Here is a 22,774-nt window from a genome sequence, read left to right on the forward strand (position 1 = left end):
TTGTGTTAACATTTCAACCGGTGATTTCGGGCCACCACGAGCAGAGGTGTGGCCCGGGGTTGCGTGCGCGCCTTTAGCTCAGCTGGAAGAGCAGCTGGTTTACACCCAGCAGGTCGGCGGTTCGAGCCCGTCAGGGCGCACCATTGTTGAAGCAGGTCAGGACAGGTTTTGCATTAACCGTCCCGGCCTGTTTTCTTGTTCGCGGGCACAATCCGCCCACATCAGGGGGCATGATCGACCGGGCACACGATCCCGACGCTTCCGCTACATTGAGATGGTCAACCCTGTTCAAGTCCGAGGAGCCCGATCTCCGATGCACAGAGTAGCCGGAATTGCAGCCGGAGTGGCAGCCGACCGCATCATCGCCGACCCCTCGGGTCCCTTCCATCCCGTCGCGATGTTCGGAGCCTACGCATCCGAGCTGGAGAAGCGTCTCTACGCACCGTCCCGGACCCGCGGGGCGCTGTTCTGGGCGGCCGCGGTCCTGCCCCCGGTGGTCCTCAGCGCGGTCATCGCGCGCCGCGCCCCGGCGCTAGCCACGGCGGTGGCGCTGTGGGCCTGCCTGGGCGGCTCGATGCTTGAGGACACCGGACTCCGGATGGCCGCGCGCCTGGAGGAGGGCGACATCGACGGTGCCCGGGAACTCGTGCCCTGGCTGTGCTCGAGGGATCCGGAGCTTCTCGACGCCGCGGGCATGGCTCGCGCCACTGTGGAGTCACTGGCGGAGAACACCAGCGACGCGGCGATCGCGACGCTGTTCTGGGCCGGCGTGGGTGGGGCGCCCGCGGTGGTCGCGCACCGCTGCATCAACACCCTCGATGCCATGGTTGGCTACCGCAACAGCCGCTACCGCGACTTCGGTTGGGCATCGGCGAGAATCGACGATCTCGCCGCGTGGTTGCCCGCACGCCTCACCGCGGGTGTCCACACCGCGCTGGCAGCCCTGCACGGCAACGGTGCGGAGGCGGTTCGCGCGTGGCGCGAGGACGCGCCGGCGCACCCCAGCCCCAACGCCGGACCGGTGGAGGCGACTGCCGCCGCGGCACTGGGGGTGCGGCTCGGCGGGTTGACCGTCTATGGTCACGGCGCGGAGCTGCGACCGGTCATGGGCCGGGGCGGGGACCCGGACGTGGCGACGGTGCGCCGGGCGGTGTCGTTGTCCCGGACAACGCAGATCGCCAGCACCCTGATTGCAGTGGTGCTGGCGGCCGGGGCACGGAAGGTGCGTCAGAAGCGTTCCTCGTGTCGCTTGTTGAAGTGCGAGTAGTGATCCGGGTGCTGATCACCGTAGCGGGATCGACGGCGCACCTGCGAGACGGTGGGGGTCTCCTCCGCTGGTGTGGCCTCGGTGACGGTGGTCGCTGACATCTCGGCGCGCTCGGCCCTGTCACGGCGCCGCTCGCGCAGCTCCGCCCAGATGAAGTATCCCAGTCCCAGGGGTGCCATGATTCCGAAGGCGATCCACTGGAACCCGTAGGACAGGTGACTGCCCCGGTCCAGTTGGGGAATCGGCATGGGGGTCAGGACACCGGGCTCTCCCTCAGCCAGCTGGACGTAATCCTCCCCGAGATCAAGGCCCGTCAACTCACCGATCTGCCCGGTGTTGATTCCATAAACCTGCTGGTAGCCGGCATCACTCATGGGAGCGGAACCCGGGACCCTCTCATTCTTGCGGAGGAAACCGACGACGGTGACATCACCCGAGGGCGCCGCCTGCATCTCCGGAACCACATTGCCCTTCGAGGGCATGTAGCCGCGGTTGACCAGGACGACGCGGCCTCCGTCGAGCTGAAAGGGGACCAGCGATTGGTACGCGGGGTTGTCAGCGACCGGGCGCAGGCGCAGCAGCACCTCGTCACCGGGCAGATAGTGGCCGGTCAGTGAGACGCGGTACCACTCGTTGTCATCGGCGACGGTGCCGTCGGCGTCGACAAGCTCGGAATAGGGGACCACCTCGTTGCTGAAACCCTCCTGGATCTGGTGGTTCCTGCTGGTGATATCGGCGTCCTTATTCAACTGCCACGGGGCGAGCATGGTGATCGCCGCATAGGAGAACGCCACGATCAGGACCGCCGAGATCAGCCAGCCGGGCGTGAGAAAGGCCCGAAGGCCCTTTCCCCGGGGCCTGCGGCTGCTGCTGTCGGAACCGTGATCTTTTCCCTGTTCCCTGGTTTTCACACCCATCACCTTAGATCCAGTTTCCCCGATCGCCTAAGTGCGCGACTCAGTGTGATCGATCACCCACCGGAGGATTCCAGGGACGGCATCCTCGATGTTTTCTCTGGTGAGTGCGAAATCGGAGTCGGTTCCGTAGTAGGGATCCGCCACGTCGTCGGTCGGTTCCGACTCCGGATCGAAGGACCTCAGCAGACGGATCTTCTCATTCGGTGCACCTGTGGCCGCCAGCTCATGGGCGTGGCCGGAATCCAGCGCGATGAACAGATCGGCGCGCATGTGCTCGGGGCCGAGCTGGGCGGCGCGGTGCGCCGCGCCGTCATAGCCGTGCCGCGACAGTTCGGCCACCGCCCGGCGGTCGGCGGGTTGACCGACTGCCAGTCACCCATGCCGCAGGAGGAGAAGATCACCTGATCGCCGAGGCCGGCCTCCTCCGCACGGCTGCGCGTGATGATCTCCGCCATCGGTGAGCGGCAGATGTTTCCGGTGCAGACGAACACCACCTCCAGCGGGCGGGTTGGTTCAGGACCATTCATGGATGATCTCCTCGAGCTGCTCAGGTGTCTCCGCGATATACCGGGCGCGTGCCCATTCCTCCGGGGTTCCATAGCCCCAGGTGACTGCGACGCAGTCGATGCCGAACTCCGTGGATCCCTCGATGTCGTGCTCACGGTCGCCGATCATGAGCACCCGCTCGTGATCGTCGAGGCCCACCGAATCGATCACATGCCGGATCACCTGGGCCTTGCCCCGACGCGGCCCCTTCTCCTGGGCGGCACCGAGAAAGTCGAAGAGATCGAACATGTCGAACTTGCGCAGCACCTTCTCGGCGAAGAACTCGCCCTTGGAGGTCGCGGTGCACAGGCGGTACCCCTGCTCCCTCAGTCTGATCAGCAGCTGGCGCATCCCGGGAAACGCGGATGACATGTCCCAGCCGACCCTGCCGTAGTCCTCCAGGTAGATCGCCAGGCCGCGCTTCGCCTGCTCCGGGCTCATACCCAGATCCTGCAGGGTCCATTCCATCGGTGGTCCGGGGACCCGGGCGATCCGCTCCTCCCCGGGGACCTCCCAGTCCATCGCCCTGAGGGTGTGCAGAAACGAGGCGCGGATGCCGGGAAAGGAATCCACGAGCGTGCCGTCTAGATCGAAAAGCAGGGTTTTCTGATTCTGTTCATTCACGGTCACCACTCTGCCAGAAAGTAGTATGAATGTGGTGAGTGTCAACAGTGGTCATCCCCTCCGCTATCACGGTGATCAGGCGGCAGCCGGGGCGAGGCTGGATTTCGCCGTCAACGTGGTCTCGCCCTCGCCCCCGGAATGGCTGCAGCGGGTCCTCATCGATGAGATTCCGCGGCTGGGTTCCTACCCGCCCGCAGAGCTGCAGCGTCGTGCGGTGGCCGCGGTGGCGGCCGGGGTGGGCGTCGACAAGCACGACGTGCTGCTGCTCAACGGTGCCGCGGAGGGCTTTTCACTATTGTCGCGTCTGCAGCCGCGCAGTGCGGTGGTGCTTCATCCCGGATTCACGGAACCACAGGCGTGTCTGGAGGATGCCGGGGTCACGGTCGGGGAGGTGATCATGTCCGCCCCCTACACCCTGGACACCGTCGCCGTTGATGAGGCCGCGGACATGGTGGTCATCGGAAACCCCACCAATCCCACCGGGGTGCTGCATCCGGTTGACCAGCTCAGCGCACTGGCGCGCCCGGGGAGGTTCCTGGTCGTGGATGAGGCCTTCCTCGATGTCACCGGAGGTGAATCCATGGCTTCGCTGGTCGGAAGGCTGCCCGGTCTAATCGTCCTGCGGAGTCTGACCAAGACCTGGTCGATCGCGGGGTTGAGATGTGGTTTCCTCATCGCCGATCCGCAGACGGTGGACAGGCTCGCGGCCTTCCGCCCGCACTGGCCGCTGGGCACGCTGCAGCTTGCGGCGATGATCGCGGTGATGGATCGGGGAGGGGAGTTTCTCCCCGGGATCAGCGCGGACATCGCGGCGCAGCGTGCGGACATGGTCGCATCCCTGGGTGCGGCGGGTTTCCACGTCCACCCCTCCCGGGCGCCCTATCTTCTGGTCAACCCGCCCGGGGACGCGGAGGGGCTGCGGCTCGGACTGGCGGCACGGGGCATCGCGGTGCGTCGATGCGATACTTTTCCTGGGCTAGACTCAAGGTTCTGGCGCCTGGCGGTGCGTCCGCCGGAGCAGGTGGACGCACTGCTGGAGGCCGTGGAAGAACTGACCCGTGTTAAGGACGTGAGACGTGAGTGAACTGACCGTCGGCGGAATCCGAGAGATCATGGATGCGGCCTACCCGCCCGCGCTGGCCGAGAGCTGGGACAGGGTCGGCTTGATCTGCGGCGACCCGGAGAATCCGGTACGCAGGGTGGCACTGGCACTGGACTGCACCCAGGAGGTCGCCCAGCGGGCGGTGGACATCGGCGCGGACATGCTCATCATCCACCATCCGCTCCTGCTGCGCGGGGTCACCTCGGTTGCCGCGGATGAACCGAAGGGCAGGGTGCTGCACACCCTGATCCGGGGCGGGGTGGCGCTGTTCTCCGCACACACCAACGCCGATTCCGCCCGTCCCGGGGTCAATGACAAGCTCGCGGAACTGGTCGGTATAACCCCCGGCCGCCCCATCTCCCCGCGCTACCTCGGTGGATTGGACAAATGGGGCGTGCATGTTCCGGGCAAGGATGCGGCCCAGGTGAAAAGAAGGCTTTTCGACGCCGGCGCAGGCACCATCGGCGACTACAGCGAGTGCACCTTCGAGGTGGAGGGCACCGGACAGTTCCGCCCCCTCGAGGGGGCGAACCTCACCGAGGGGGAGCCTGATGAGCTTTTCCGCGCACCGGAGCTGCGCATTGAGTTCGTCGCGCCGCGCCACCTGCGCGACACCCTCATCGACGTACTCCGCGAACAGCACCCCTACGAGGAACCCGCCTTCGACATCGTGGGCATGGAATCGACAATCCCCCTCGACAGTGCCTTCGGGCTCGGCAGGGTGGGCGAGCTGCCCGAGGCGATGCGCCTTGCGGACTTTGTGCAGCAGGTGGCCGACAACCTGCCCGAGACGGTGTGGGGAGTCCGCGCGAGCGGTGATCCGGACGCACTAGTCAGGCGCGTCGCCGTTTCCTCAGGGTCAGGTGACGGATTCCTCAACGATGTGATTAAGCTCGGGGTGGACGTCTACGTCACCTCCGATCTGCGCCACCATCCGGTGGACGAGTACCTGCGTGCAGGTGGCCCCGCCGTGATCGACACGGCGCACTGGGCGAGCGAATTCCCGTGGACCTTCCAGGTCAGGGAGATCCTCCAGGTGCAGGCCCCGCACATCGAGGTTGATGTGCTGAACATTCGAACCGACCCGTGGACCCTGTCCGCACAACCGCACAAGGAGCCCTTGACATGAAGCTGGACCCGCAGAGACAGAAAACCCTCCTTGAACTGGCCAACCTCGAACGTTCCCTGGCCTCGGGAGTATCCGGCAGGGTGTCCCCGGAGCAGGAGACCCTCGACCGGCTCGAGGCGGAGCAGATCCGGCTGCGCGATGCGGCCTCGGCCGCCCAGATGGCCGTCGACGACATTGACAACGAGATCCTGCGCATCCAATCCGACGAGCGGAAGCTGCGCCGCCGGAAGAAGGACGGTCAGGATGCACTGGGTGCGGAGACCGATCCTGAACGGCGCCGCGATCTCACCCACGATGTCTACACCGCGAAGTCACGGATCGCCGACCTCATGAGTGAGCTGCAGGAGGCACACAACGAGATCCACGCACTGCGTAACAACCGCGATCTCGCACAGGAGCGGATCCGGCAGCAGGAACAGCGCATCGAGGGTGCGCGGGAGGCACGGGACGCAGCGGTCGCGGCGACCGCACAGGTCGAGGATCCGCGGGATATCATCACCCGTCTTGCGGAATCTCTTCCCGCCGATGTCATCGCCGAGTATGAGCGGCAGCGAGCCGAGAACGGCGTGGGAGTCGCCCAGTTCAACGGCCGATCCTGCACGGGGTGCGCGATGGTTCTTCCCGCCGGACCCATCGCCCTGGTGCGCAACACCCCCGCCGACGTACTCCCACAGTGCCCCGAATGCGGCTCCTACCTGGTGCGTAACCACGCATGAAGCTCATAGTCGAAGCCGATGGTGGCTCCCGCGGCAATCCCGGTATCGCCGGGTCCGGCACCGTTGTTCTCAACGCGGACAAGACGCGGACCCTGCGTGAGATCGCCTACGTTGTGGGAACGAGAGCATCCAACAACGTCGCCGAGTACCGCGGACTGATCGAGGGGCTGAAGGCCGCGAGGGATCTCGGTGCGACCGAGGTCGATGTGTTCATGGACTCCAAGCTCGTGGTGGAGCAGATGTCGGGTCGCTGGAAGATCAAGCATCCGGACATGAAGCAGCTGGCGGGGGAGGCCGCGGCCCTGGCCTCGGCGATCGGCGGGGTGAGCTACACCTGGATCCCACGTGAGAAGAACAAGCGTGCCGACGCCCTGTCCAACGTGGCCATGGACGCCGCGGCGGCCGGAAAGCCGGTCGGGCCCGTCGATGACGGCGGCTCCGCCGCGGAGAGGGGGCCAGACCTGAAATGCCCGGCCACCAGACCCTCCAATTGGAACGGGGCTACCTCCGAGCCGACCAGGCTGCTGCTGTTGCGCCATGGACAGACACCGATGTCGGCGGCACGGCAGTATTCGGGGATCTCCAACCCGGATCTCTCCGCTCTCGGACGCGATCAGGCCGAAGCCGCGGCGGATTTCCTCGCGCGCCGGGGCGGGATCGATGCGATCGTGTCCTCCCCGCTGAACCGCACGAGGCAGACTGCGCAGTCCGTCGCGACCAGGCTGGGGCTGGAGGTGGAGATCATGGAAGATCTCATCGAGACCGATTTCGGACGCTGGGACGGTCTGACCTTCGCCGAGGCCCATGAGTCCGATCCGGATCTGCACACCGTCTGGTTGAGCGACAGCGCCGTCGCCCCACCGGAGGGCGAGACCCTGCAGCAGGTGCACCGCAGGGCAAAGAAAGCGCGTGAGCAGCTGCAGGCCCGCTACGGAGCCGCCAATGTGCTGGTGGTCAGCCATGTCACCCCGATCAAATCCATTCTGCGTCAGGCGCTGGACGCCGGCCCCTCGCTGTTCAAGAAGGTGCATCTGGATCTGGCGTCGCTGTCCATCGCCGAGTTCTACGCGGACGGACCCACCTGCGTACGTCTGGTCAACGACACCTCCTACCTCGACGCCTGAAGCGACCCGGATTCGGTGGCCATCTATGCTCCGGTTACTATCAATGCCGTGTGCATGAGTTGGCCGGGGTGATCCCACAAGGATCACCCCGCGTCCGACGATGCTGCTGCCGGCTCCGGACCCACCCCGATCGCCTTTCCCCGGCAGGTCCATCAACTGTTATTGATCCACGCACCTGACCTCCGAGGGGAGGTCGGTGGGACAGAAATGAACCCCGGGGGCATTATGAGTCTTGAGTTTCTGACTATCGGCGTCTTGATCCTCATCTTCCTGATCGGCACCATAAGAAATATCAACCTGGGCGTGCTCGGCCTGGTGGGCGCATTCATCGTTGCCCTGTTCGTCCCCGCCTACACCGAATCCGGTGACGTGTTCAGTCAGGTGTTCTCTGGGTTTCCGGTCAGCCTGATGATGGCACTGATGGGGTTGACCTATCTCTTCGGCTTCGCCCAGAGCAACGGGACCATCGATATCATCCTCGAGTGGTCGATGAAAGCCGTGCGGGGCAACCGCGCACTGATGCCCTGGATCTTTTTCCTGATCACAGGGGCTTTCATGTCGATCGGAGCGATCTTCTGCATCGGGGTGATTTCGCCACTGGCGATTCCCTTCGCACGCCGCTACCGGATAAACCAGCTGATGATGGGCATGATGGTCGTGCACGGCGGAATGGCTGGGCTGCTGTCACCCCTGAGCGTCTACGGGATCTACGTGAACAACTTCCTGGCGGACAACGGGCTGGGCAACCACCAGAGCGCCCTGTTCTGCACGGCACTGGTGTTCAACGTGATCATGGGCCTCATCGTCTACTGCTTCCTCGGTGGTCTGAAACTGCTCCGGGGACGGGATGCTCCGGACCCTGAGGGCGGGGAACCCGGGGAACCGGACTCCGGTGGAGCCACCCGCACCCGCGCCGAGACCAGGATCGAGGGCGCAACGGCGTCCGGGATCACCTTCTTCCAGTGGCTGACACTGATCGGCCTGGCGGTACTCGTCATCGGGGCCGGTGTGTTCGCCATCGACATCGGGGTCCTGTCACTGATCATCGGGGCATGCCTGGCCATCTACCGCCCGGAGGCCTCCAAGAAGGCGTTGAACGACGTGTCCTGGTCCACGATCGTCCTGGTAGGAGGCATGGTCACCTACATCGAGGTGCTGGAGGCGGCGGGCACGGTGGAGTTTATTTCCGGAGGGATCGCGGCCCTGGGCGCCCCGATGATCGGATTGCTCCTGCTGTGCTACATGTCCGGAATTGTCTCCGCACTGGCATCCTCGATCGCGACCATAGGAATCGCCATCTCCATGGCGTCCCCCTTCCTGCTGTCCGGTGACCTGCCCATCGTCGGCACCGCCGCAGCCATCGCCATCGCCGCGACCGTGGTCGATGTCAGTCCCTTCTCCACCAACGGCGCGATGGTACTGGCCAATGTTGATGCCGGTCACCGCGACCGCTTTTTCAGGCAGATGCTCATCTACTCCGGTGTCGTGGTCGCGCTCGGTCCGCTGCTGGCGTGGTCACTGGTGCTGCTGCCGATCTGATCCCGGGGCCACCCGGTACGACGGTCCCCGCGGTGCCCCGGGCGCACCTCCTGCCCGTGGGGCGCAGGGGGCCGTGCGCCGACCACGGGCCGTCTGGGTTTTGCGGCCTTCGCGGTGTAGAGTTGTGCTTCGCGAATGAGTCGTTCAGGTGACCGCGTCCGGTGAACCCGGCACCCCGTGTGCCCAGGCATCGGCCGAGGAAAGTCTGGACTCCACAGAGCACGGTGGTTGTTAACGGCAACCCGGAGCGATCCGCGGGAAAGTGCAACAGAAAGTAGACCGCCGCCGGTTGATTCCGGCGGTAAGGGTGAAAGGGTGCGGTAAGAGCGCACCGGCAGGCCAGGTGACTGGCCTGGCCAGGTAAACCCCACCGGGAGCAAGGCATGAGGACGCACCACCGGTGTGTCTGTGCAGGTGTTATCGGGCTGCTCGCCCGGCCTGCAGGTAGCTGCTGGAGGCAGTCAGCAATGACTGCCCAAGATGGATGGTCACCGCTCCGGCGTGACATGTGGCTTCGGCCCGCACGCGGGGGAGACAGAATCCGGCTTATCGATCGGCTCATTCGCCCTGCACCCCTTTTTTCACTGTGGAACAATGGGTCCGCATGAAACTCTACGCGGCTGTACTTGACTTCGACGGCGTCGCCGAGGAATTCGGGGTCGAGCGCACGTTCCCCGCCCACCTGCATGAGCAGGCCGCGGTCGCGGGGGACAGATTCGCAGATGCCCGCGAGGATCTGGTGCACATGGAATTTGTCACCATCGATCCCGAGGGGTCCAGGGACCTCGATCAGGCCGTGTGCATTGAGGGCATCAGTGGCGGATTCCGCGTGCACTACGCCATCGCCGATGTCGCCGCGTTCATTGAACCCGGTTCCGACCTGGAGGCGGAGTCGCTCAGGCGCGGCCAGACGATCTATCTCCCCGACGGGCCGGCACGCCTGCACCCGGAGGAGCTCTCCGAAAATCGCGCGAGCCTGCTCGCGGGCGAGCAAAGACCGGCGGTGGTCTGGTCGATCGATCTGGATGCCGAGGGTGAGATCGTGGATTCGGCGGTCCTGGTGCGCCGGGCGATGGTGAAGTCGCGGGCGCGTCTGGATTATGATCAGGCGCAGGCGGACATGGACGCAGGCACCCTCCATCCCTCCATCGAGCTGCTGCCCGAGGTCGGTCGGCTCCGCCGCATGTCGGCGCTGCGGCGCAGGGCGATCAACCTGAACATCCCCAGCCAGCGAGTGGTTCGGGTGGTGGATCCAAGGCAGGGTGGCCACTATGAGATCATCATCGAGCCGCGTCATCCGATCATGGACTACAACTCGGAGATCTCCCTGCTCACCGGAATGGTGGCGGGAAACATGATGGTGGACGCCGGGCACGGACTGCTGCGCACCCTGGCACCGGCCACCGGTGATTCCGAGGCCACCTTCCGCGCGGAGGCGCGTGCCCTGGGCTATCCGATCGCCCCTGAACAGCACATCGGTGAGTTCCTGCAAGGCGTGGACTCGGATTCCCCCAACGGAATGGCGGTGCAGCGTGAAGCGCAGAAACTGTTGCGCGGATCCGGGTATCTGAGCATCACACGGGAGCCCGCGGAGGTGCATTCCGGGGTCGGAGGCTACTACGCCCACGTCACGGCGCCACTGCGGCGACTGGTGGACCGCTTCGCCACCGAGCACTGCCTCGCCATCGCCGCCGGCGCGGAGGTTCCCGAATGGGTCGTTGAAACCCAGGACCGCGTCGTGGAGTCGATGAGGGCTACCTCGATCCTCGCCGGGCAGGTCGACAACGCCTGCCTCGACCTGACCGAGGCCACCGTGCTCGAGCCCTGGGTGGCGCAAAACTTCCGGGCCGTGGTACTTACCAGCGACGGGCAGAAGGGGCAGTCCCGGCTGTTTGTCGCCGATCCGCCGGTGCTGGCCGCCTGCCTGGGCGCACCGAGACAGGGAACGACCCAGGAAGTGACCCTGATCAGGGCGGACGTGGACAGAAGGATCGTCCAGTTCGTCTGGCCGGCCGATTAGGCTGTGGGCCTATGAGGCCGGCGAGGCCACGTCCCCGTGGTCGAGGGGGACCACGAGCAGACCGTCGGCGGAGAGGTCGGCGCTGAAGTTTTCGGTGCTGCGGGCGTCGATAAGCACAATGACCGCCGATGACAACCCGGCGCTGGAGCTGCGTGCACTCAGCGCACCGCGTGCCAGGCACAGTTGTGCCAGTGCGCCGTCCGTGGAGATCAGCTGATAACGAGCGCCGAGATCCTCCTGGGATTCGCCGAGGAGCCGGGCGATGTCTGAACGACGTCTGGAGCGCAGCGCGCTGACGGTCCGCTGGGCGCGCAGCGTTTCATCCTCCCAGAACCCCAGCCAGTCCCGCGCGGCGGTGAGGGTGGGCAGATCCGGTCGGGAGACGACCTCGTGCATCGCGGCCAACCAGTCGGCGACCCGGGTGGGGGCATCGGGGAGCAGCCGGAGGGATTCCACGCTGAACGCGCGGGCCGCCTCATCGAGGAAGCGTCGACGCTGCAGGAGCACCTGCGGTTCGGTAGTGTTTCCGCCGGCGGTTCCGGGGGTGAACGGTGCGGACACGGCGAGTGCCCGGAGTCCTGATGTGGCACTGACAGGGTGGGCGATCTGGGTGACCGAACAGTCGGCGTAGTTGACCACTGACACCCGGGAACGGTCACCCCGCAGTGCCACGGTGTGTCGTGCGCGCAGCGGGGCCGTGGGGTTGAACATGATCGCCGCCTGGGTGCACGCTTCCGCCAGGCGGGCGCGAACCGGAGCCTCCCGGGTATCCTCGGCGTACAGCGCCAGCGCGGTGGCCGTCTCCAGGGCGGCATCCTCACCAAGGCCGCACCCCTGCGGGATCGTGGAGATGACGGTGATGTTGACCCCACGCGTGTCACGTGAGAGCAGTTGGCGGTGCACCATGGTCCAGACGAGGCCCCCGAGTCGGATCTCCGGTCCGGCCGGGGGCGGCGGGGTCGCCCGCACCGGATCCTCGTCCTGCTTGGCTGCCGCCAGTGCCAGGATCTCGGCGAACTCCGCCTCCCGCCTGTCGACGCCGCCCTCCCCGACGATGGCGACCGAAACGGTGTCGCCGCTGGCGGGCGCCACCGACACGGACGTAGTCCACTGCGCCAGGGCCGCAACCACGATGCCCCCGGCGTGATCGGTGTGCTCGCCGATCAGCGACCAGGTTGCCGGGGCCGTCGCGGTCCCCGTCGGCTCCTCGTTGAACAGTTCGCGATGATAGGCGATGGAGGCGGCCGCGAGTTCCCGGGGGGTCGTCCCGATCGGTTCCCCGGCGGGGTTGTTCAGTCGTGGTTGCCAGATGGGCATGAGGATGCGGGCCCTCCCGGGGTTGATCTCGAAGCTGTCCGGCGCGCTGGGGATCGGCGGGCCTCGGTGGACAGCGGGTGCAACGGTACGCGCCCAGTGTAGTCGCAGGGGCAGGCCGCGGGCACCGGACCCCGGTGGGATGCGCTAACTATAGTGGTTAAGGGGACTCCCAGGAGAACCGAAGAACTGATGACAATGCGAGCGAAGGAGTTTGACATGGCTGTCGAGGACTACAAGTGGTATTACGATCTCTCCACCGGCGAGGTGTCGCAGGGGAAGAAGTCGGGTTTCGAGAACCGGATGGGGCCCTATGACACCGAGCAGGAGGCCCGCGAGGCGCTGCAGATCTCCCAGCAGCGCAATGAGGCCGCCGATGACTGGGACGAACAGGAGCAGTAGTTCCTCAGGGCCCTCCCACCCGCCTGGGCTTTAGCCCCGGCTCTTCTTCCGTACCGATTCGATGCCGGGGTTCAGGGCCTTGTAAGCCTTGGCCACCTGCGTGTATGCGTCGGCGTATCCCTTCAGGTAGTCCCGGGACAGAGCCTGTTCGCGCTGATAGAGGACGCCGTACACGAAGGTGTCCAGGCCACTTCGGTGGGCGCGTTTGGCGCGGTGGAGAATCTCGTCCCGTGAGGTCACCGCATCCTGGAAATCTCCCAGCACCGACTGCAGCCTGCTGCACGCCTTGTAGAGTTTCTTGGTGTTGACCTCAGTGGCGTCGCCGACCGCCTCGGCACTGTAACGGAGCTTCTTCACGGCCTTGCGCACATTGTGGAAGTTCTCCTCGCGCTCGGCGACGGGAACATCCTCGTTCCATTCCTTGACGGCCTTTTTGTGCAGTTTGACCAGCTTTGAATGGGCCTTGTCCAGGTGCGCGAGAAGGACCCCGGCCGCGTCGACCTCCTCCGACCGGCTGTCTCCGGATTCCTTTTCGTCCTTTACCTTCCCGCCACCGGAGACCTCTCCCTCCCCGGACTCGGGGGAGCGCAAATCTTCCTCGGCACCGGGCTCGGCCTGCGGTTCCGAACCGGGTTCGGTGTCCGGTTCAGCACCGGGTTCGGCATGGGGATTGGTGACCAATGGTGGATTGGACAGTAACTGTTCGAGGGACTGGAGCAGGTTAGTGTACCTGTCATCATCGAGACTGCGGATCACCCGCGCCCATTCCCGCTGGTACACCCTGCCCAGATCCTCGATGAGTTCGGCCCTGGTCGCCTCATCCACCACGGTCTCGTCCTCGGCGTTGAGCAGTTCGGTGAGTCTCTCCTCAATCACCTCGGCATCGCGGGCCCTGCCCAGTACGGAGGCCAGAGCCTTGAGTTCCTTCTCCAGCTGCAGATATTCCGTGCCACCGAGAATTCCCTCGAAGGTCTGCATGTGGCTTCGAAGCTCCCGGGTGGCCACGCGCATCTGGTGGACGGAATCAAACTCATCGGCGCGGACCTTGGGATCGTATTCGACGATCTTGTCCGCATTGGCTTTGATGGCCTTGAGAACCGCCCGGGCGGGTGATCCCTTGGGGAGATCGGCCATCTCCGGGGGATGGGGGGCGTTGTTGATCGAAGTTCCGAGCGCCGAGACCAGTTTGGAGGGTGACTCCGAGAGGTAACCTCCGGCAGCGGTGAGAACCTCGATCGCCGAGGCCATGAGTTCGGTCGCGACATCGGAATCGCCGACCGCAGGGGTGAGCTCCAGTTCCCACTCCCGCCACATCTGACGTGCCCCACCGGGCAGGAAGGATTCCGTGCTCACGTGATCGTCGCAGAACTCCGCGATCTCGGTTCCCTCCTCATCCTCCAGGTAGGAGGTGTGCCGTTCATTGTCCACCCGCGCGATAGGGTTGAGGCCCGCGCCTCTGATGATCGCGCGTACCTGGCCGAGGATCTCCCGAGGGACCGTGTGTTCATCGCCGCCGGCCTCATCGAGAGGAACCTGAAGTTCCTCCCGGCCGACCTCGCCGGGAAACTTGATGTGCCATCCGGCATCATTACCGCCGGTTCTGCGCCGCAGGGTGATCTTGGAGCGGGTGAGGCGGAGATCGACGGTGTCGAAGTAGATGGCGCTGAGTAGGTGGGTCTCGGATTTCCCGACCCTGTCCACCCATGCTATCGCGGTGAGATCCGGAACCCCGGTGGAGGCACTGACGGAGAATTTGGTTTCAATTTCCATGTACCGACGCATATTCATAATCCATTCCTAGCAGCACTGGTGAAGGCGCACGCGATATTCGGAATTCGGGTGCGCACCTTCTGTTACTCATTGCTCATGCTACGCGGACATCGGGCCGTTCTGCGTCCCCGGATCCATTGGTCGCCTACCCGCCAGCCCCGCAGAGTCGCCGCCGATTCTGGATCGGGCAGCGGCGTCACGTCCGTCACGGTATCCGGAGGTGTGGTAGGCCCGCAGCCGGAATGACGTGGTGTCCGGGAAGAACTCGTGCAGTGTGGATTCCGCACGTCGGCGCCTGTCCTCGAACGCGGCGACCACCGATCCCGGGGCCTCTGGTGCGACATCGCCGAGGGAATCGACGACCTCGTCGGCAGCCCTCCTGAGCAGCGATCCGATGTTCGACGCGTAGGCGATCATGAAGGAGTGGCGGTAGCTGGAGGTTTCGTTGTTCTCCCTCGCCGCCTGGGCCCCGGGCGCCCGCCGCATGAAGTGGTCCCGTTGCCGGTTGAGGCTGGTGAACAGGTCAATCACATGGGCGACATCCTCGGAGGTTCCAATCACGGTGGAGATTCCCGATCCCGTCAGCAGCAGGGGTGCGCAGGAATGGGCCCGGGCAACGGTGGAGAGCAGCCGGAACTGATGCCTGATCCACGGGGCTCCGATTCTGACCCTGGTGGCGACGAGGCCCGGCCTCATCCCGGGGGAGTACAGGTCCGAGATCACCGCCTCGATGCGATACTGCTGGCGCAGCTGCTCGGCCTTGTCGATCAGTGTTTCCGCCTCCTTTTCAAAGCTGGTGGATTCCGCCTTCTTCAGCAGTGCGTGGATACGATGGTGGGCCTTTCGCTGCTGCGGGGAGAGCCCGGCGAGGAATCTCGCCTCCTCCTCCAGTGGATCCCCGGTGGAGAGGATCTCCCATTCGTCCAGTGATCCCAGGTGCTGGAGATCCCTCAGCATCTTCTCGAGCGCGCCGATCTCGGGATCGCCCAGGTGGCACGGGGGCGTATCGCGCATCCACAATTCCGCGATCCGGCCAGGGGCCGTGGTTGCAATCCTGGGGAGTGCCAGGAACAGGAGAGGCTCGACCCGGCCGCCGAGTTCGTGGCGGAGGTCCCCGGGGGTCCAGCCCCGGGTTGCCAGGACGGTGATCCGGTTGCTGATCAGTCCGGTAAGGGATTGCGAGTATTCCCTCCGTGTCCATTCGTGGTCGGTGGAGGTGGAGGAGGAGTTTCGGGGGATTGCCATGACGGGCTCCTTTTAGCTATTGTGTGCGAGAACTACCTGCGTTTCGTACCTAATCAGAAGGTCGGGACACGGACCACCCCCGAAGCTGCAGAAACATGTCTGGACATCGGCGAACGGTCGCTAAAACCACCCCCGTTATCGCCCGACTTCCCGAGTTTTCAAACCTGCGTCCACCCGCTGCGTAAATTGGTCTGCATGAACAGTCAACAGGAATTCGTCCTAAGCAGCATCGAGGAGCGTGACATCAAGTTCGTCCGACTGTGGTTCACCGATATCCTCGGTCACCTCAAATCGGTCGTCGTCGCTCCCGCCGAGGTCGAGTCCGCCTTCGACCAGGGCATCGGTTTCGACGGTTCCGCCATCGAGGGTTACGCCCGTGTCTCCGAGGCTGACACCATTGCCAGGCCCGACCCCTCCACCTTCCAGGTCCTGCCCCTGGAGGCGGACGGTTCCAGGCTGCAGGCCGCGAGAATGTTCTGCGATGTCACCATGCCCGATGGGCAGCCGAGCTACTCCGACCCCCGCCAGGTTCTGCGTCGACAGGTTCAGTTGGCCGCGGACGAGGGACTGACCTGCATGATCTCCCCGGAAATCGAGTTCTACCTTGTCAAGAGCCTGCGCACGGACGGACAACCGCCGGTGCCCACGGACAATGGCGGGTACTTTGATCAGGCGACATTCAATGAGGCGCCGAATTTCCGCAGAAATGCGATGCTGGCGCTGGAGGAACTGGGTATTCCGGTGGAGTTCTCGCACCATGAGACCGCGCCGGGGCAGCAGGAGATGGATCTTCGTCACGCCGACGCGATGACGGTGGCGGACAATGTGATGACCTTCCGCTACATCATGAAGCAGGTTGCACGCGACCAGGGGGTCGCGGCATCCTTCATGCCCAAGCCCTTCCGTGACCACGCCGGATCAGCCATGCACACGCACATGTCCCTCTTCGAGGGTGATGAGAACGCCTTCCATGACCCCGATGACCCCTACATGCTGTCCCAGACCGCCAAGCAGTTCGTCGCGGGAATCCTTCGGCATGCCCCGGAATTCACCGCAGTGACCAACCAGTGGGCGAACTCCTACAAGCGCATCGTCTACGGCAACGAGGCTCCGACAACCGCAACCTGGGGAATGTCCAATCGTTCAGCGCTGGTGCGTGTTCCCACCTACCGTCTGAACAAGGCCGAGTCCAGGCGGGTCGAGGTGCGGCTGCCCGACACCGCCTGCAATCCCTACCTGGCCTTCTCCGTACTCCTCGGCGCGGGGCTCAAGGGCGTCAAGGAGGGATATGAACTCGATGATCCGGCGGAGGATGATATCTCCAACCTGTCCCGCAGGGAGCGGGTGGCGATGGGCTACGAGGATCTTCCGGCCAGCCTCGATCAGGCGCTGCGCACGATGGAGAAGTCCGACTTCGTCGCCGAGGTGCTCGGTGAGCACGTTTTCGAGTACTTCCTCCGCAACAAGTGGCGTGAATGGCGTGATTACCAGGAGCAGATCACGCCCTGGGAACTGAGAACCAACCTCGACTACTAGCTTGCAGCACCCACGTTGAAGGAGAGTGAGTAAGCGGTGACAACCCCGGAGGACGCACGCACGGAACGGGTGGGATTTGTCAGGGACCCGCTACCGACCATCGCGGCACTGTCCCTGAAATCCGCCCATGCCCGCGACGATCTGGAATGGTTGGGTTGGCGGAACACCGAATCGCTCCGGATGCTGTGGTCGTTGTCCGGGGCGGGCGACCCTGATGTGGCGCTGAACCTCCTCGTCAGGCTCTACCGCGCCCTCGAGGAGGAGGGGCAGGGGCTTCGTGAGGAGTTCGATATGGCACTGCGGGAGAACACCGCACTGCGAATCCGGGTGCTGTCCATGCTCGGAGGGTCCTCGGCGCTCGGTGACCACCTGGTGGCCAATCCATTGCAGTGGAAGCTGCTGCTCGAGGACGCACCGACACGCGAGGAGATGTTCGCGGAAATGCTGGCCTCGGTCGGTGCGGCGCCCGCGCGGGTGGAACTGGCCGAAGCAGACCAGCGGCGGGATACCGCCAGCGATGATCTGAGTACACCCGGGACCTATCGTGCCACGCTCATCGGTGCGGAGGCGGAACGTGAACTCCGGCTGACCTACCGGAGTCTGTTGATGCGATTGGCCGCTCTCGATCTGGCCGGCAGCTTCCCCGCCGATCATCGTCGTGAGGGGCAGCCCAGTGTCCCCTTCACGGTGGTGACACGGCGTCTGAGCGATCTCGCCGATGCCGCACTGACGGCAGCCCTGTCCGTTGCGATCGCCGGCGTCTACGGGGAGAAACCGGTCGATGCGCGGCTCAGTGTCATTGCCATGGGCAAGTGCGGGGCCCAGGAACTCAACTACATCTCGGATGTGGATGTCGTCTTTATCGCCGAGCCGGCCCACTCGAAATCGACAAGGCTCGCCGCCGAGTTCATCCGCATCGGCTGCAACTCCTTTTTCGAGGTTGATGCCGCGCTCCGTCCCGAGGGCAAGAGCGGAGCCCTGGTGCGAACCCTCGATTCCCATCTCGCCTACTACAAACGGTGGGCCGAGACCTGGGAGTTCCAGGCACTGCTCAAGGCACGGCCGATGACCGGCACGATGGAGCTCGGCCGGGAGTACATCGGGGCGCTCGCGCCACTGGTGTGGAGCGCCAGCCAGCGGGAATCCTTCGTCGATGATGTCCAGGCGATGCGCCGTCGGGTCCTGGACAATGTACCCGAGGACATGCGCGACCGGGAGCTCAAACTCGGACGCGGTGGGCTGAGGGATGTTGAATTCGCGGTCCAGCTGCTGCAGATGGTGCACGGGCGTTCGGATGAGACGCTGCGTGTGCGCTCCACGGTCGAGGCGCTGAGTGCGCTGGTGGAGGGTGGTTACGTGGGTAGGGAGGACGGCACGAGGCTGATCGAGGCCTATGAGTTTCTCCGTCTGCTCGAACACCGCCTGCAGCTCGAGAGACTCAGGCGCACCCACTCCCTGCCGCGTGCTGATGACAGGATGAACATGCGTTGGCTCGCCCGCGCAGCAGGATTCACCGCCTCCGGTGAGCGCAGCTCCGCCAAGGCCATGGAGCAGTACCTGCGTCTGGTGAGACTGCAGATCCAGTCACTGCACAGTCAGCTGTTCTACCGGCCGCTGCTCAACTCGGTGGTCAACTTCAGCGTCGGTGCCATCAAGCTGACACCGGAGGCCGCGAAGCTGCAGCTCGGTGCGCTGGGGTATCAGCATCCGGTGCGCGCCTACGAGCACCTCACCGCGCTCGCCGCGGGAAATTCCCGCAAGGCCAAGATTCAGTCGATGCTGCTGCCGACGCTGATGGAGTGGCTGTCCCAGACGGCGGATCCGGATGCCGGTCTGTTGAACTACCGGAAGCTCTCCGATGCCGCCTATGACCGGAGTTGGTTCCTGCGGATGCTGCGCGATGAGGGCGTCGTCGGTCAGCGCCTGATGCGCATTCTGGGAAACTCCCCCTACACGGCGGCACTGATCATCGCGGCGCCGGATTTCATCAAACAGCTCGGTGACGGTGCCAATGGACCCAAACTCCTCGACACGGCCCCGGATCAGGTGAGCAAGGCGATCCAGGCGACGGTGTCGCGGCACAGCAATCCGGACAAGGCCATCTCGGCCGCACGTTCGCTCCGGCGCCTGGAACTCGCCCGTATAGCCTCGGCGGACCTGCTCAACCTGCTCAGCGTGGAGGAGGTCTGCCGCAGCCTGTCCCTGGTGTGGGACGCGGTGCTGGACGCGGCACTGAAGGCGGAGATCCGCGCGGCTGTCGGTGCGGGGGAGGGGCCGGGTACGGCACCGGCGAGGATCTCGGTCATCGGAATGGGCAGGCTGGGCGGTGCGGAACTGGGATACGGCTCGGTTGCGGACGTGATGTTCGTCTGCGAGCCCGAGCCCGGCGCGGATGAGGGCGAGGCGCTTAGATGGTCGATCGACATCTGTGATTCCATGCGTTCGCGGCTGGCAAAACCCTCCGATGATCCGCCCCTTGAGGTGGATCTTGGACTGCGCCCCGAGGGCCGTTCCGGCGCGGTGGTGCGGACGCTCGACTCCTATGTCCAGTATTACCAGCGGTGGGGGGAGGTGTGGGAGGTCCAGGCGCTGCTGCGGGCTACGTGGATCGCCGGGGACCGTGATCTCGGAATCCGCTTCCTTGAGGCCATTGACCCCTTCCGGTACCCGGAAAACGGTGCCACGGAGGCGCAGATCCGTGAGGTGCGCAGAATGAAGGCGCGGGTGGATGCGGAGAGGTTGCCCAGGGGTGCGGATCGCAACACCCACACCAAGCTCGGACGCGGTGCCCTCACTGACATCGAGTGGACCACACAGTTGCTCACCATGCTCCACGCCCATGAGATTCCGGAGCTGCACAACACCTCGACCCTTGCAGTACTCGACGTGGTGGAGGACAAGCGGATCATCACACCGGCGCAGGCCCAGGCGCTGCGTGAGGCGTGGTTGACCGCCACCCGTGCGCGGAATGCGCTCGTGCTGGTGCGGGGTAAACGCACCGATCAGCTGCCACCGCCGGGTCCGCATCTGGCGCAGGTCGCGGGCGCCTCCGGGTGGGATCCCACGGAGTACCAGGAGTATCTGGAGAACTATCTCAGGGTGACCAGGAAGAGCCGGCACGTCGTCGATGAGGTCTTCTGGGGGCTGGACACGATGGAGCCCTAGAAATCCCCTTCGATCCGAAGGGGTTGATCTCCCGAGGTGGGGCCAAGTTCAAACTAAAGACCGATTACTACTTTGGTTACCCTTAGTTAGGGTTGCTTTATTAGTTTTCCGGTTCCCGTCCGGAGCCGGCGGGCTCCGGACGGGCCCCATTCACCAGCACGGCGTGGTCAACGCCGAGCCTGCACCCGAGGAGATCCCCCATGACCAGTGCCGTGGCACAGTCGACCGAACAGAATGCCCTGGCACTGTCCCAGGAACTGAAGACGCACACCGCCAGGGCCCATCAGCAGGCCGAACACTCGTCCTTCATGGATGATCTACTCGGCGGAAGGCTGGATTCGGTGGCCTTCATCCGACTCCAGGAGCAGTCCTGGCTCTTCTACACGGCACTCGAGGAGGCCGCGCGTGCGGTGGCGGACGATTCCAGGGCAGGTTCTCTCCTTGATCCGCGGCTGGAGCGAACGGCCGCCCTGGACCGGGACCTCACCCTTCTCCACGGTGGTTCACGGTGGCGTCCCACAGTCCATGCCTCACCGGCCACCGCTGCCTATGTCTCGCGGCTCAGGCAGATCCGGGATGCCCGCGATTTCCCGCGACTGCTCGCCCACCACTACGTCCGTTACCTCGGCGATCTCTCCGGTGGCCAGATCATCTCCCGGATCGTCGCCCGTGAGTACGGCGTCGATGAAACCGCCCTGAGCTTCTACCGCTTCGAGGGGATCGACAAACTGAAGCCGTACAAGGATGGCTACCGGAACGCACTCGACTCCCTCTTCCTCAGTGGGCCGGAGCGCAGGACGCTGCTGAATGAGGCGGCTGAGGCTTTTACCTTCAACCAGCAGGTGTTCGCGGATCTGGGCTAGGGCCCGCCGGATCCCGTCCGCGCGGGGTCAGCCGGGCGCCGGGTGGACGCCCCATGGACAACCTCGGGGTCTACCCTGAACTTTGCCCCTAAGCCCGGATCCACCGATGTAGTTCGGGTTCCAGCGGCGTGGGAAGAAAAGAAATGCTCTTCTGATCTGGGAAAATACGACTTGTCTAAGGTCCGTATCCCACATCAAGAAAGAGCATCTCGTAGATGCAATTATCTCATACTCCCGCTGCGGTGTCATCATCATTCGATGACCCGAATCTCGTGGCATCCGCTGGTCTGGTTCCGGTCATGCGGCTAGCCGATGAGGCCGGTCTGTCCACCCTGGCCCAGGACCGGTTGAGCGTGCCCACCGACAAGGGCGCCAACGCCGGGGCAAAGATCGCCACACTTGTCGCCGGGATGCTCGCCGGCGCTGATTCCATCGACGATATGGAACTGTTACGCCACGGCGCGATGAGCACACTATTCGACCGGATATATGCGCCGTCGACCCTGGGTTCCTTCCTCCGGTCGTTCACCTTCGGGCATGTCCGCCAACTCGATGCGGTCGCTTCCCGATTCCTGGCCAACCTCGCCGGGCAAGCACCGGCCCTCATGCCTACTACCAGCAGCAATGATTATGCCTTCGTCGATGTCGACGACACGATCATCGAAGTCCACGGACACCACAAGCAAGGCTCCGGCTTTGGGTACTCCGGGGTACGAGGACTCAATGCCCTGGTGTCCACGGTCACCACGAAGGATTGTGCTCCGGTGGTCGTGGCCCAGCGTCTGCGCCGTGGTTCGTGCGGATCACCCCGCGGGGCCGGGCGTCTGATCGCCGATGCGATCGCTACCACCCGACGCCTGCCGGGAATGCAGCAACAGAAAATCCTGGTCCGGGCGGACTCGGCATATTACGGGCATCCGAGTATCAGTGCGGCGCTGAAGGCGGGGGCTGATGTGTCGGTCACCGCCCGGATGACCGCCCCGGTCCAACGCGCCATCGCCACGATTCCCGACAACCGGTGGCAGACCATCCAGTACCCTAACGCGATCTTCGACGAAGACACCAGGCGTTGGATTTCGGTGGCGGAGGTCGCTGAAGTACCGTTCACCGCGTTCGCCTCGCAGAAGGAGCCCCAGCAGGTCCCTGGTCGCCTGGTGGTGCGCCGGATCCCGGAGCTGAACAAAAAGGACGTTGATGAGCCGGGGTTGTTTGATCTGCACCGGTTCCACGCGGTGTTCACCACCAGTGCCCTAGATACCGTTACAGCCGATAAGACCCACCGCCAGCATGCGGTCATTGAGCAGGTCAACGCCGATCTGAAGAACAGCGCTCTGGCGCATATGCCGTCCGGGAAGTTCACCGCAAATGCGGCGTGGCTGGTGTTGGCGGTGATGGCATTCAACCTCACCCGCACCGTTGGTGTCGTCGCCGGCGCCGGGCTGGCCAAGGCGACCACGGCAACGATCCGACGAAGGTTTGTCAAGCCCCGGGTTTT

At 64.6% G+C, this 22,774-nt stretch carries 16 protein-coding genes, 1 tRNA gene, 1 other RNA gene and 2 pseudogenes; 14 read left to right on the forward strand and 6 right to left on the reverse strand.

The window, feature by feature from the left end:
* Nucleotides 1-67: 67 nt before the first annotated feature.
* Both B7E02_RS06010 and cbiB read left to right on the forward strand, forming a co-directional pair.
* Nucleotides 68-143, forward strand: a tRNA-Val gene (locus B7E02_RS06010).
* A gap of 170 nt (nt 144-313) precedes the next feature.
* Nucleotides 314-1,267, forward strand: coding sequence for an adenosylcobinamide-phosphate synthase CbiB (gene cbiB / locus B7E02_RS06015; RefSeq protein ID WP_179129665.1), 954 nt, complete (start codon nt 314-316; stop codon nt 1,265-1,267).
* Here cbiB and B7E02_RS06020 read toward each other — a convergent pair.
* From B7E02_RS06020 to B7E02_RS06030, 3 genes and pseudogenes are all read right to left on the reverse strand, one after another.
* Entirely contained in the window at nt 1,228-2,178 is a 951-nt protein-coding gene (locus B7E02_RS06020) for an SURF1 family cytochrome oxidase biogenesis protein (RefSeq protein WP_483862418.1), read from the reverse strand. The two genes, cbiB and B7E02_RS06020, sit on opposite strands and share 40 nt — an antisense overlap.
* A 33-nt stretch (nt 2,179-2,211) precedes the next feature.
* Nucleotides 2,212-2,711, reverse strand: a pseudogene (locus B7E02_RS06025) (low molecular weight protein-tyrosine-phosphatase).
* Nucleotides 2,698-3,354 carry an HAD-IA family hydrolase gene (locus B7E02_RS06030; RefSeq protein ID WP_080794468.1) on the reverse strand — a complete coding sequence of 219 codons (657 nt, stop codon included), beginning with the start codon at nt 3,352-3,354 and terminating at the stop codon, nt 2,698-2,700. The pseudogene B7E02_RS06025 and the gene B7E02_RS06030 overlap by 14 nt, the downstream one beginning before the upstream one ends.
* A 25-nt stretch (nt 3,355-3,379) precedes the next feature.
* Between B7E02_RS06030 and cobC the strand changes: the two genes are divergently transcribed.
* The 7 genes from cobC to B7E02_RS06065 all read left to right on the forward strand — a co-directional run bounded on the left by cobC (nt 3,380) and on the right by B7E02_RS06065 (nt 10,984).
* Nucleotides 3,380-4,438 (forward strand): Rv2231c family histidinol phosphate aminotransferase CobC, encoded by a 1,059-nt coding sequence (cobC, locus tag B7E02_RS06035; protein WP_080793954.1) that lies wholly within the window; start codon nt 3,380-3,382, stop codon nt 4,436-4,438.
* Complete coding sequence (locus B7E02_RS06040; RefSeq protein WP_080793956.1) at nt 4,431-5,585, forward strand: Nif3-like dinuclear metal center hexameric protein; 1,155 nt, start codon at nt 4,431-4,433, stop codon at nt 5,583-5,585. The genes cobC and B7E02_RS06040 overlap by 8 nt, the downstream gene beginning before the upstream one ends.
* On the forward strand, nt 5,582-6,301 hold the full coding sequence (locus B7E02_RS06045) for a zinc ribbon domain-containing protein (protein WP_080793957.1): 720 nt from the start codon (nt 5,582-5,584) through the stop codon (nt 6,299-6,301). Before B7E02_RS06040 ends, B7E02_RS06045 begins: the two co-directional genes overlap by 4 nt.
* Nucleotides 6,298-7,425 (forward strand): bifunctional RNase H/acid phosphatase, encoded by a 1,128-nt coding sequence (locus B7E02_RS06050; protein WP_080793959.1) that lies wholly within the window; start codon nt 6,298-6,300, stop codon nt 7,423-7,425. The genes B7E02_RS06045 and B7E02_RS06050 overlap by 4 nt, the downstream gene beginning before the upstream one ends.
* A gap of 225 nt (nt 7,426-7,650) precedes the next feature.
* Nucleotides 7,651-8,964, forward strand: coding sequence for an SLC13 family permease (locus B7E02_RS06055; protein ID WP_080793960.1), 1,314 nt, complete (start codon nt 7,651-7,653; stop codon nt 8,962-8,964).
* Nucleotides 8,965-9,100: 136 nt separating this feature from the next.
* Nucleotides 9,101-9,529: RNase P RNA component class A (gene rnpB / locus B7E02_RS06060), an RNA gene on the forward strand.
* A 39-nt stretch (nt 9,530-9,568) separates the two neighbouring features.
* A complete protein-coding gene (locus B7E02_RS06065) occupies nt 9,569-10,984 on the forward strand; it encodes a ribonuclease catalytic domain-containing protein (RefSeq protein WP_080793962.1) in 1,416 nt (471 codons plus the stop codon).
* A 9-nt stretch (nt 10,985-10,993) separates the two neighbouring features.
* On the opposite strand, the gene B7E02_RS06070 is transcribed toward B7E02_RS06065, so the two are convergent.
* Entirely contained in the window at nt 10,994-12,301 is a 1,308-nt protein-coding gene (locus tag B7E02_RS06070) for a galactokinase family protein (protein ID WP_080793964.1), read from the reverse strand.
* A 216-nt stretch (nt 12,302-12,517) separates the two neighbouring features.
* On the opposite strand from B7E02_RS06070, the gene B7E02_RS06075 reads away from it, so the two are divergent.
* Nucleotides 12,518-12,700 carry a hypothetical protein gene (locus B7E02_RS06075; protein WP_080793966.1) on the forward strand — a complete coding sequence of 61 codons (183 nt, stop codon included), beginning with the start codon at nt 12,518-12,520 and terminating at the stop codon, nt 12,698-12,700.
* Nucleotides 12,701-12,730: 30 nt separating this feature from the next.
* On the opposite strand, the gene B7E02_RS06080 is transcribed toward B7E02_RS06075, so the two are convergent.
* Both B7E02_RS06080 and B7E02_RS06085 read right to left on the reverse strand, forming a co-directional pair.
* Nucleotides 12,731-14,482, reverse strand: a complete 1,752-nt coding sequence (locus B7E02_RS06080; RefSeq protein WP_080794470.1) for a CYTH and CHAD domain-containing protein — start codon at nt 14,480-14,482, stop codon at nt 12,731-12,733.
* 87 nt (nt 14,483-14,569) lie between these two features.
* A complete protein-coding gene (locus B7E02_RS06085; RefSeq protein ID WP_080793968.1) occupies nt 14,570-15,715 on the reverse strand; it encodes a DUF2786 domain-containing protein in 1,146 nt (381 codons plus the stop codon).
* A gap of 195 nt (nt 15,716-15,910) precedes the next feature.
* Here B7E02_RS06085 and B7E02_RS06090 point away from each other — a divergent pair, with 195 nt between their 5' ends.
* The 4 genes and pseudogenes from B7E02_RS06090 to B7E02_RS06105 form a co-directional block, all read left to right on the forward strand.
* Nucleotides 15,911-17,251 (forward strand): glutamine synthetase family protein, encoded by a 1,341-nt coding sequence (locus tag B7E02_RS06090; RefSeq protein ID WP_080793970.1) that lies wholly within the window; start codon nt 15,911-15,913, stop codon nt 17,249-17,251.
* A gap of 36 nt (nt 17,252-17,287) precedes the next feature.
* Nucleotides 17,288-20,416 carry a bifunctional [glutamine synthetase] adenylyltransferase/[glutamine synthetase]-adenylyl-L-tyrosine phosphorylase gene (locus B7E02_RS06095; RefSeq protein ID WP_080793972.1) on the forward strand — a complete coding sequence of 1,043 codons (3,129 nt, stop codon included), beginning with the start codon at nt 17,288-17,290 and terminating at the stop codon, nt 20,414-20,416.
* A 200-nt stretch (nt 20,417-20,616) separates the two neighbouring features.
* A complete protein-coding gene (locus B7E02_RS06100; RefSeq protein ID WP_080793974.1) occupies nt 20,617-21,279 on the forward strand; it encodes a biliverdin-producing heme oxygenase in 663 nt (220 codons plus the stop codon).
* 215 nt (nt 21,280-21,494) lie between these two features.
* Nucleotides 21,495-22,760 (forward strand): annotated as a pseudogene (locus B7E02_RS06105) (IS1380 family transposase); the annotation flags it as partial.
* Between the last annotated feature and the right edge of the window lie 14 nt (nt 22,761-22,774).

The organism is Corynebacterium pacaense (assembly GCF_900169525.1).
Taxonomy (GTDB): Bacteria; Actinomycetota; Actinomycetes; order Mycobacteriales; family Mycobacteriaceae; genus Corynebacterium; species Corynebacterium pacaense.

What these genes read in the sequence shown, in the direction of transcription:
- cbiB (WP_179129665.1), top strand. Translation starts at nt 314, where the DNA reads ATGCACAGAGTAGCCGGAATTGCAGCCGGAGTGGCAGCCGACCGCATC.
- cobC (WP_080793954.1), top strand. Translation starts at nt 3,380, where the DNA reads ATGAATGTGGTGAGTGTCAACAGTGGTCATCCCCTCCGCTATCACGGT.
- B7E02_RS06045 (WP_080793957.1), top strand. Translation starts at nt 5,582, where the DNA reads ATGAAGCTGGACCCGCAGAGACAGAAAACCCTCCTTGAACTGGCCAAC.
- B7E02_RS06050 (WP_080793959.1), top strand. Translation starts at nt 6,298, where the DNA reads ATGAAGCTCATAGTCGAAGCCGATGGTGGCTCCCGCGGCAATCCCGGT.
- B7E02_RS06055 (WP_080793960.1), top strand. Translation starts at nt 7,651, where the DNA reads ATGAGTCTTGAGTTTCTGACTATCGGCGTCTTGATCCTCATCTTCCTG.
- B7E02_RS06065 (WP_080793962.1), top strand. Translation starts at nt 9,569, where the DNA reads ATGAAACTCTACGCGGCTGTACTTGACTTCGACGGCGTCGCCGAGGAA.
- B7E02_RS06070 (WP_080793964.1), bottom strand. Translation starts at nt 12,301, where the DNA reads ATGCCCATCTGGCAACCACGACTGAACAACCCCGCCGGGGAACCGATC.
- B7E02_RS06075 (WP_080793966.1), top strand. Translation starts at nt 12,518, where the DNA reads ATGGCTGTCGAGGACTACAAGTGGTATTACGATCTCTCCACCGGCGAG.
- B7E02_RS06080 (WP_080794470.1), bottom strand. Translation starts at nt 14,482, where the DNA reads ATGCGTCGGTACATGGAAATTGAAACCAAATTCTCCGTCAGTGCCTCC.
- B7E02_RS06085 (WP_080793968.1), bottom strand. Translation starts at nt 15,715, where the DNA reads ATGGCAATCCCCCGAAACTCCTCCTCCACCTCCACCGACCACGAATGG.
- B7E02_RS06090 (WP_080793970.1), top strand. Translation starts at nt 15,911, where the DNA reads ATGAACAGTCAACAGGAATTCGTCCTAAGCAGCATCGAGGAGCGTGAC.
- B7E02_RS06100 (WP_080793974.1), top strand. Translation starts at nt 20,617, where the DNA reads ATGACCAGTGCCGTGGCACAGTCGACCGAACAGAATGCCCTGGCACTG.